Raw genomic sequence first — 7773 nt, forward strand, 5'->3', positions numbered from 1 at the left:
ATGACATCAAGGATGAAATATCGGTCGATCGTGTGCTAAAATACGATGTTTGGACTCTAAATATCAACTCTTCGACGCGCTCAGATGAGATCGATTCCGCATGGCGGACGCTAGGCGAACGAGATATGTAGATGTAGGCGACACATTATTAACTGATTTAATTTAGTCAACGTGCGTGTACATCGATAGGAGGCGGATTAAGACGGAAGAGATCACCACTAGGATAAACTATAATATTGCATGGCCAGTCAGAAAACAGTAGATATCGGTTTCACTCTCGACGATTTCGCAGCATTACTCGATAAGTACGATTACCATTTTAGCCCTGGCGATGTCGTTGCTGGTACCGTATTTAGCCTGGAGCCACGGGGTGCTCTGATTGACATCGGCGCGAAAACTGCTGCTTACATCCCGATTCAGGAGATGTCGATCAATCGTGTCGATCAACCTGAAGAGGTATTACAGTCTAACGAGACTCGCGAATTTTTTATCCTCACCGATGAGAATGAAGATGGGCAACTCACCCTCTCCATCCGCCGGATTGAGTACATGCGGGCATGGGAACGGGTACGCCAACTGCAAGCTGAAGATGCTACTGTTCGCTCTCAAGTATTTGCTACCAACCGTGGTGGTGCGTTAGTCAGAATTGAAGGATTGCGTGGATTTATCCCTGGTTCCCACATCAGTACTCGCAAAGCCAAAGAAGAATTAGTCAACGAAGAACTCCCTCTCAAGTTCCTCGAAGTAGACGAAGATCGCAACCGCTTGGTACTCAGCCACCGTCGCGCCCTCGTCGAACGGAAGATGAATCGCCTCGAAGTCGGCGAAGTCGTGATCGGTTCGGTACGTGGAATCAAGCCTTACGGTGCCTTCATCGATATCGGTGGAGTCAGCGGATTGCTACACATTTCCGAGATTTCTCACGATCACATCGATACGCCTCATAGCGTGTTCAATGTCAATGATGAAGTCAAGGTGATGATCATCGATCTCGATGCAGAGCGCGGACGGATTTCTCTGTCTACCAAGCAATTGGAGCCAGAACCAGGTGATATGATCAAAAATCGCGATCGTGTCTATGAAATGGCCGATGAGATGGCAGCTAAATATCGTGAGATGTTACTAGCCAAAGCATCTGGACAACCATTAGAATCGATCGAGATCCCAGTCGCAACCGTAGCTATTGACGATTTAGCCGAAGAAGAAATTGAAATTCCATCAGCGATGGAAGAAGCCGAAATTCCACCAGAAATCGAAGTAGCAGCCACTGAAGAAACTGTCTAATTCTCGATCGCTAATTGTTAAAATAATAAACAGAGGGCTAGCCCCTCTTTTTATTAAACCTTGTTCTAACTTATAACTTAGCTCGATCCTTTCCCCCTTTCCCTTTTCCCTTTTCCCCCTGTCAGCACTATCCCCTAATCCCTATCCCCTATCCCCTAGATTATGCCTCCAAAATGGCCGCGCGAACCCGATCGAAGTGACCCTGAATATCGTAGACTAGACGATATCTGGACTTTTGCCGCTCATGTCGCTGTATTTTCTTCTGTCAACTCTGGGATGTGGTTCTTTAACATCTTCCTGCGAGCAAATTGGAGTTGGGCGACAGCGATGACAGGCATCTGGGCATCAGTAATATTGGTACACTATTTATACGTATTCAAAATTGCCAATTACTCCCCAAATTCTAATGGCTAACAATCAACAAATCGAAGATCTAGCAGCAGAAATCGGCGATAAAGTCTATATCGATGTCGCCAAATGGCACCTGTATCTCAAAGATGCCAAACTCCACACCACCGTCGCCGAGCAATTATTCCCATTACTGAATAATGGTTTGAATGGTGATAAACTCACCGAAGTATTGACCAATATCTCGATCGATCTTGGTGGCGGTAGACTCAAAACATCCCTGCTCAGTCTCATCCCCGTCACCGCTCAAGCCCGACTGATGGACATCCTCCAAGAATACGCTCGCAATCTTTAGCTGTTTGGTGTCAATATCTACAGGTTATTACTTATTACTTATTACTTAAAGAATGATTGACCCAGTAGATATCAAACGCAATATTAACATCCTGATCGATCGCCTGGGCAAGACCCAGGAGTATCTTTGACGTTCCTGCACTGACAGCTAAAATTCAGGATTTAGAACAAGTCGCCGCCCAGCCAGAGTTTTGGGAGAACCAAACAGTGGCTCAAGCAGCGATGCAAGAACTCAATGACTATAAATCCCACCTCGCTCAGTTTCAGCAGTGGCAAAGCAGTGTATCTGATGCCCAGACTGCCCTAGAACTGATGGAAATGGAGCCAGATGAGGCTTTAGGTCAAGAAGCAAAAGAGAACCTATCTCAGGTCAGTTTAGAACTCGATCGATGGGAATTAGAACAGCTATTATCAGGTACATACGATGCGAAGGGGGCAATTCTTACAATCAATGCCGGGGCTGGGGGTACGGATGCCCAGGATTGGGCTGAAATGCTCCTGCGGATGTACACCCGTTGGGCGGAGAGTCGTAATTATAAAGTCCAGCTTGCCGAAATCTCCGAAGGAGAAGAAGCTGGATTAAAATCAGCAACTCTGGAAATCGAGGGGAAGTACGCCTATGGGTATCTCCGCAGTGAAAAAGGCACCCACCGCCTAGTCAGAATTTCGCCGTTTAATGCCAACGATAAACGGCAAACCAGTTTTGCGGGCGTAGAAGTAATGCCACTAATTGACAACTCTGTCCAACTCGATATCCCCGATACCGATTTGGAAATCACCACCACCCGTGCGGGTGGCAAAGGCGGGCAAAATGTGAACAAGGTAGAAACAGCAGTTCGCATCGTTCACAAGCCGACAGGTGTCGCTGTTCGTTGTACTCAGGAACGCAGTCAGCTTCAGAATAAAGAGAAAGCATTAGTAATTCTCAAGGCTAAATTATTAATTATCGCCCAAGAGCAAAAGACCAAAGAAATCGCCGAAATTCGTGGTGATATTGTCGAAGCTGCTTGGGGGATGCAAATTCGTAACTATGTTTTTCATCCCTATCAAATGGTGAAAGATTTACGCACGAGTGTAGAAACAACCGCCGTTACTGACGTGATGAATGGTGAAATTGATGAGTTTATCGAGGCTTACTTACGTCAGGAAAATCAGATGGTGAGTGAGTAGTCGATCGCAATTAAGAAAGATTGTTATAAGCTGTTTGCACATCTCTTGGGTAGTGAAGGAGTGTCGCTGAATCAATATATCGAATACCTAAATCCATTATATCTCAATTATTTAATCGATCGCGTAAGCGCGCCGCAAGGCGGTCGAGGTGAGTTCGATCGATTAATATTGTCTGAACTGTGATTAGAATGATTAAAGGATGAACTATGATTAATTCTGTAGAGCAATCATAGTCTATAGATGCAGATCTTTGTGATATTTTCACAACGTATTAATAGTTTTAGAGAAAATTAATAAATTCCTCGATCGATATCTGTGCTTGTTTGAGAATGCCGCTCAATATACCAACTTTCAATTCTCGATGTAGAGGGACAACGCAACCAATTTCGCCCTCTTCGGTTTCCTTTTTCATCACTACATGGCTCCCAGTTTGACGGACTTGCTCGAAGCCTAAACGTTCAAGTGCCTTAATTGCTTCTTTACTTGAGATCCTTGGCATTCTAGGCATAACTAACTTCAATATTAGTGACGAATCTAGGGGATGTTTGAGGTAAAGGAAATTCTTCTAAATATAGGCGTGTTGCTTCTTTCAATCCGGCAATTGCTTGCTCGATTGTTTCGCCTTGGTCAACTGTACCAACTTCTGGACATTCGGCAATATACATGTCATCTTCTTTATAGACGATCGCTGTAAAATTTTGAATTTTCATACTTTAACATCAGGTTAGATTAAATGATATCTTCTTCAGATAGTTGGGCTATTTTCATTAAGGATTTCAATGTGCCAATTTTGAGATCCTGATTACGATGAACGGGAATTGATAAGATTTCTTCTACGTCAGGGTTATCGTAGATATGATGGCTGCCAGTCACTCTTCGCAAATACCAACCTCTCTGCTCGACAATCTTGCATAGTTGTTTACCAGAAATAGATTTCATACGGCAATTTCAACAACTCGATCTGTTGGTGCAATTATATTACGACTATTGGCAACATCGAGCCAACCTTCGATCGCATCTTTTAAGTTAGCCATCACTTCTTCGATTGAATCTCCCTCTGTGATGCAGCCAGGAAGTGCTGGAACTTCGGCCCAATAGCCGCCCTCTTCTGCTGGATGAATAATTGCTTTAATGTTCATATCGTATTTCGAGCTGTTGAAAGCGTTCTTCAAATTGTTGGGAAGTCATAAGAATAGATCGATCGAATATCTAAACCCATTATATCTCGATTATCTATTCGATCGAGCTGAGTTCGATCGATATTGTCTGAACTGCGATTAGAATGATTAAATGATAAACTATGATTAATTCTATAGGGCGATCGTAGTCTATCTGTTAATCATTTTAATCATAGTTCAGACAGCGGTAGATTGGGTTGAAGAATGAAACAAAACATCTCTAAGATGTCTGTGTGTCCGTTGGGTTCCGCACTTTTCTCTCCAGAATATAGGCGTTATCGATTGTTTGGATTTCTTTGAATCCTAAGCGGAGATATAATTCTTTAGCTGGATTACCTTTGAGTACCCGAAGTCGGACGGATTTATTAACTAGATTTCCAGAGCCAATTACTGTTTCAATTAATTGTGTACCAATCCCTTTTCGTCGATATGCGATATCGATTTGGATGTCACCAAGATAAATATAGCCTTCTCTTTCTTCGACTTTGAGCATCCCAATGTCGATACCATCAGCTTGGATTATTTTGATTATTTTGGGTTCAAAGTATTCACGAAATTTAGTGCGATCCCATTTATGAGTAAGTTCGACATAAGGTCTCATGATTGACTCGTAAAATGATTCAAGCCATTCAAGATCTTCTAATGAGGCAGCTCTTTGTGATATTTTCATATATTTATTTTATTACTTTAGTCGATCGATCAGCTTATAAGACATATCCCCGACTTCTTTAAGAAGTCGGGGATATTGCATCACATCGAGATAACTTTCTACGCTGCTTGTGCTTGACGTTCCGGTGAGAATTGGAACATCGAGTAGACCACATTCCGGCGAATGTCAGTCATCATTTCTAGGAACATCTCATAACCTTCTTGCTTGTATTCAATCAACGGATCTTTTTGACCGTAACCGCGTAAACCGACTGATTCGCGCAGAGCATCCATCGATTGGAGGTGTTCGCGCCAGAGGGTGTCGATTTGTTGGAGGATGAAGAAGCGTTCGGCTTGGCGCATGAGTCCCGCTTGAACTTTGTCGATATCGGTTTCTTTGATATCGTAGGCGCGGCGGACTTCTTCGCGCATGAAGACCTTGATTTCGTCGTAGGTCATGTCTTCAATTTGGGCGGGGGTCAAATCGTTGAAGAGGTTGACAAATTCCCGTGATTTAGAGACTAAGCCTTCAAGGTTCCATTCTTCGGGGGGTAAGTCTGGTTCGACGTAAGCGTTGACGATATCGTCCATTGTCCGCTCGGCGTATTTTACCACTTGTTCTTTGAGGTCTTGACCTTCGAGGACGCGACGGCGTTCGGCGTAGATGGCGCGACGCTGATTGTTCATCACTTCGTCGTATTCAAATACCTGTTTGCGGATGTCGTAGTAGTAGGTTTCGACTTTTTTCTGGGCACCTTCGAGGCTGTTGGTGAGCATTTTGGACTCGATGGGCATGTCTTCTTCGACGCGGAAGGCATCCATTAAGCCACTGACTCGATCGCCACCGAAGATTTGCATCAAAGGATCTTTTAAACTGAGAAAGAACTTAGTGGAGCCTTTATCGCCCTGACGACCTGCACGACCGCGTAGTTGGTTGTCCACGCGGCGGGATTCGTGGCGTTCGGTACCGACGACATGCAAGCCACCGTTATTTAGCACTTCGTCATGTTCGACGGATGTAAAAGCATCGTATTCTTTGCGGACGGCTTTATAGACATCCCGCAGTCTTTGGATGGCTTCGATTTCGGTAGGTGCTTTTTCGCAGGCGACGGCGATGACTTCTTCCGCGTCAAGTTCGGAGAGGCTGCGTTCGCCATAGTGTCCGACGGCGAAGTTAACAGCTTCTTTGAGTTGTGCTTCAGTTTCTTTGGTGATGTCGGTGGGGAAAATATCGGGGGATGCTTTCCAGGTTTTGGCTTTTTTACCAGGTGCAAAACCTTTGCCAGATGCTTTGCTTTGTTGGGCGGCGGCGACGGTGGCGGGGCTGAAGTTACCATCATCTTCAGGGGCGACAACGCGGGGCATCAGGTATTCCCGCAGCTTGAGACGTGCCATATAGTCAGAGTTACCACCTAAGATGATATCTGTTCCACGACCTGCCATGTTAGTTGCGATCGTGACTGCACCTTTGCGTCCAGCTTGAGCGACGATTTCGGATTCTCGTTCGACGTTCTCTGGTTTCGCATTCAGCAGTTGATGGGGAATTTCCAGTTGGTGGAGAAGCGTAGAGAGGATTTCAGATTTTTCGATACTAGTCGTACCGACTAATACAGGTCGTCCGGTATTGTGCATCTCTGAGCATTCTTGAGCGACAGCGCGCCATTTTGCTTCTTCTGTTTTGTAGACGACATCGGGGAAATCATACCGCTGACGTACCCGATTGGTCGGCATTACCGTCACTTGGATTTTATAAGTTTTTTCCAGCTCTACTTCTTCGGTTTTGGCTGTACCAGTCATCCCGCCGAGTTTGGGATAAAGCAGGAAGAAGTTTTGATAAGTAATGGTAGCCAGCGTTTGGGTTTCGTTCTGAATTTTGACTTTTTCCTTGGCTTCAACAGCTTGGTGTAAGCCGTCGCTCCAACGTCTACCTGATAGTACCCGTCCAGTAAATTCATCAACGATCGTCACTTCATCGTTCATGATGATATAGTTAACGTCCTTGATAAATAGCTCTTTAGCTTTGATCGCGTTAAAGATATAGTGCGCCCAAGGGTCTTCTTCGTTATAAAGATCGGTTACGCCTAAAAGTCGCTCTGCTTCAGTAAAACCATCATCAGACAGCAGCACATTTCGAGCCTTTTCATCGACTTCATAGTGCTTCTCTTTATTCAAACCACGGGCAATATCTGCTGCTTGGAGATACTTCTCTGTCGGACGTTCGACTTGTCCCGAAATAATCAATGGTGTCCGCGCTTCATCAATCAGGATTGAGTCTACCTCGTCAATAACGCAGAAATTAAATGGACGCTGAACAACGTCTGACATTGCTTCAGCCATATTATCTCGCAGATAGTCAAACCCTAACTCGCTGTTGGTCGCATAGGTAACGTCGCAGCCATAATTTTTCTTCCGCTCGGGGGGATTCATCCCTGATTGAATCAATCCAACCGATAAACCCAAGAAGCGGTGAACTTGTCCCATCCACTCGGCATCCCGTCGCGCCAGGTAATCATTGACGGTGATAACGTGAACGCCTTTACCTGTAAGGGCGTTTAAATAGGCGGGAAGGGTCGCCACTAGAGTTTTACCTTCTCCAGTCTTCATTTCGGCAATCTGTCCCTCATGAAGCACCATACCCCCTAGCATTTGTACGTCGAAGTGACGCAAACCGAGGACGCGCTTACCAGCTTCGCGAACTACAGCAAAAGCTTCGGGGAGGAGTTCGTCGAGAAGTTCTTTTTCTTCCTCATCATTATTCGCTTGCTCCAGTCTGCGCTTGAATTCTGTGGTT

General features: G+C 45.0%; 10 protein-coding genes. 4 read left to right on the plus strand and 6 right to left on the minus strand.

Annotated elements, in window-relative coordinates:
* Positions 1–240: 240 nt before the first annotated feature.
* From RMO55_RS06710 to prfB, 4 genes are all read left to right on the plus strand, one after another.
* Positions 241–1284, plus strand: a complete 1044-nt coding sequence (locus RMO55_RS06710; protein ID WP_310425165.1) for a 30S ribosomal protein S1 — start codon at positions 241–243, stop codon at positions 1282–1284.
* Positions 1285–1446: 162 nt separating this feature from the next.
* On the plus strand, positions 1447–1698 hold the full coding sequence (locus RMO55_RS06715; protein ID WP_310425168.1) for a 2TM domain-containing protein: 252 nt from the start codon (positions 1447–1449) through the stop codon (positions 1696–1698).
* The gene (locus tag RMO55_RS06720) at positions 1691–1987 is read left to right on the plus strand and encodes a DUF3181 family protein (protein ID WP_310425170.1); all 297 of its coding nucleotides are present in this window, start codon (positions 1691–1693) and stop codon (positions 1985–1987) included. Before RMO55_RS06715 ends, RMO55_RS06720 begins: the two co-directional genes overlap by 8 nt.
* Positions 1988–2039: 52 nt before the next feature.
* A protein-coding gene (prfB, locus tag RMO55_RS06725) for a peptide chain release factor 2 (RefSeq protein ID WP_310425172.1) occupies positions 2040–3156 on the plus strand; the annotation gives its coding sequence in 2 pieces (ribosomal slippage) (positions 2040–2114 and positions 2116–3156; 1116 coding nt in all).
* 280 nt (positions 3157–3436) lie between these two features.
* Here the strand turns inward: prfB and RMO55_RS06730 are convergent.
* The 6 genes from RMO55_RS06730 to secA all read right to left on the minus strand — a co-directional run.
* Positions 3437–3664, minus strand: coding sequence for a type II toxin-antitoxin system HicA family toxin (locus RMO55_RS06730; RefSeq protein ID WP_310425174.1), 228 nt, complete (start codon positions 3662–3664; stop codon positions 3437–3439).
* The gene (locus RMO55_RS06735) at positions 3657–3866 is read right to left on the minus strand and encodes a type II toxin-antitoxin system HicB family antitoxin (protein WP_310425176.1); all 210 of its coding nucleotides are present in this window, start codon (positions 3864–3866) and stop codon (positions 3657–3659) included. Before RMO55_RS06735 ends, RMO55_RS06730 begins: the two co-directional genes overlap by 8 nt.
* Before the next feature lie 19 nt (positions 3867–3885).
* On the minus strand, positions 3886–4095 hold the full coding sequence (locus RMO55_RS06740) for a type II toxin-antitoxin system HicA family toxin (RefSeq protein ID WP_310425178.1): 210 nt from the start codon (positions 4093–4095) through the stop codon (positions 3886–3888).
* Positions 4092–4295, minus strand: a complete 204-nt coding sequence (locus RMO55_RS06745) for a type II toxin-antitoxin system HicB family antitoxin (protein ID WP_310425181.1) — start codon at positions 4293–4295, stop codon at positions 4092–4094. Before RMO55_RS06745 ends, RMO55_RS06740 begins: the two co-directional genes overlap by 4 nt.
* Before the next feature lie 259 nt (positions 4296–4554).
* The gene (locus tag RMO55_RS06750) at positions 4555–5004 is read right to left on the minus strand and encodes a GNAT family N-acetyltransferase (RefSeq protein ID WP_310425184.1); all 450 of its coding nucleotides are present in this window, start codon (positions 5002–5004) and stop codon (positions 4555–4557) included.
* Positions 5005–5102: 98 nt separating this feature from the next.
* Positions 5103–7773 (minus strand): preprotein translocase subunit SecA (gene secA / locus RMO55_RS06755; RefSeq protein WP_310425185.1); only part of this gene is annotated, 2671 nt, incomplete at its 5' end.

It is taken from the genome of Chamaesiphon sp. VAR_48_metabat_135_sub, from assembly GCF_031418915.1.
Lineage (GTDB): Bacteria > Cyanobacteriota > Cyanobacteriia > Cyanobacteriales > Chamaesiphonaceae > Chamaesiphon.

Bases quoted from the DNA above. Each gene is read 5' to 3' on its own strand.
- RMO55_RS06740 (WP_310425178.1), bottom strand. From the start codon at position 4,095: ATGAAATCTATTTCTGGTAAACAACTATGCAAGATTGTCGAGCAGAGA.
- RMO55_RS06750 (WP_310425184.1), bottom strand. From the start codon at position 5,004: ATGAAAATATCACAAAGAGCTGCCTCATTAGAAGATCTTGAATGGCTT.
- RMO55_RS06710 (WP_310425165.1), top strand. From the start codon at position 241: ATGGCCAGTCAGAAAACAGTAGATATCGGTTTCACTCTCGACGATTTC.
- RMO55_RS06715 (WP_310425168.1), top strand. From the start codon at position 1,447: ATGCCTCCAAAATGGCCGCGCGAACCCGATCGAAGTGACCCTGAATAT.
- RMO55_RS06730 (WP_310425174.1), bottom strand. From the start codon at position 3,664: ATGCCTAGAATGCCAAGGATCTCAAGTAAAGAAGCAATTAAGGCACTT.
- RMO55_RS06745 (WP_310425181.1), bottom strand. From the start codon at position 4,295: ATGAACATTAAAGCAATTATTCATCCAGCAGAAGAGGGCGGCTATTGG.
- RMO55_RS06720 (WP_310425170.1), top strand. From the start codon at position 1,691: ATGGCTAACAATCAACAAATCGAAGATCTAGCAGCAGAAATCGGCGAT.
- RMO55_RS06735 (WP_310425176.1), bottom strand. From the start codon at position 3,866: ATGAAAATTCAAAATTTTACAGCGATCGTCTATAAAGAAGATGACATG.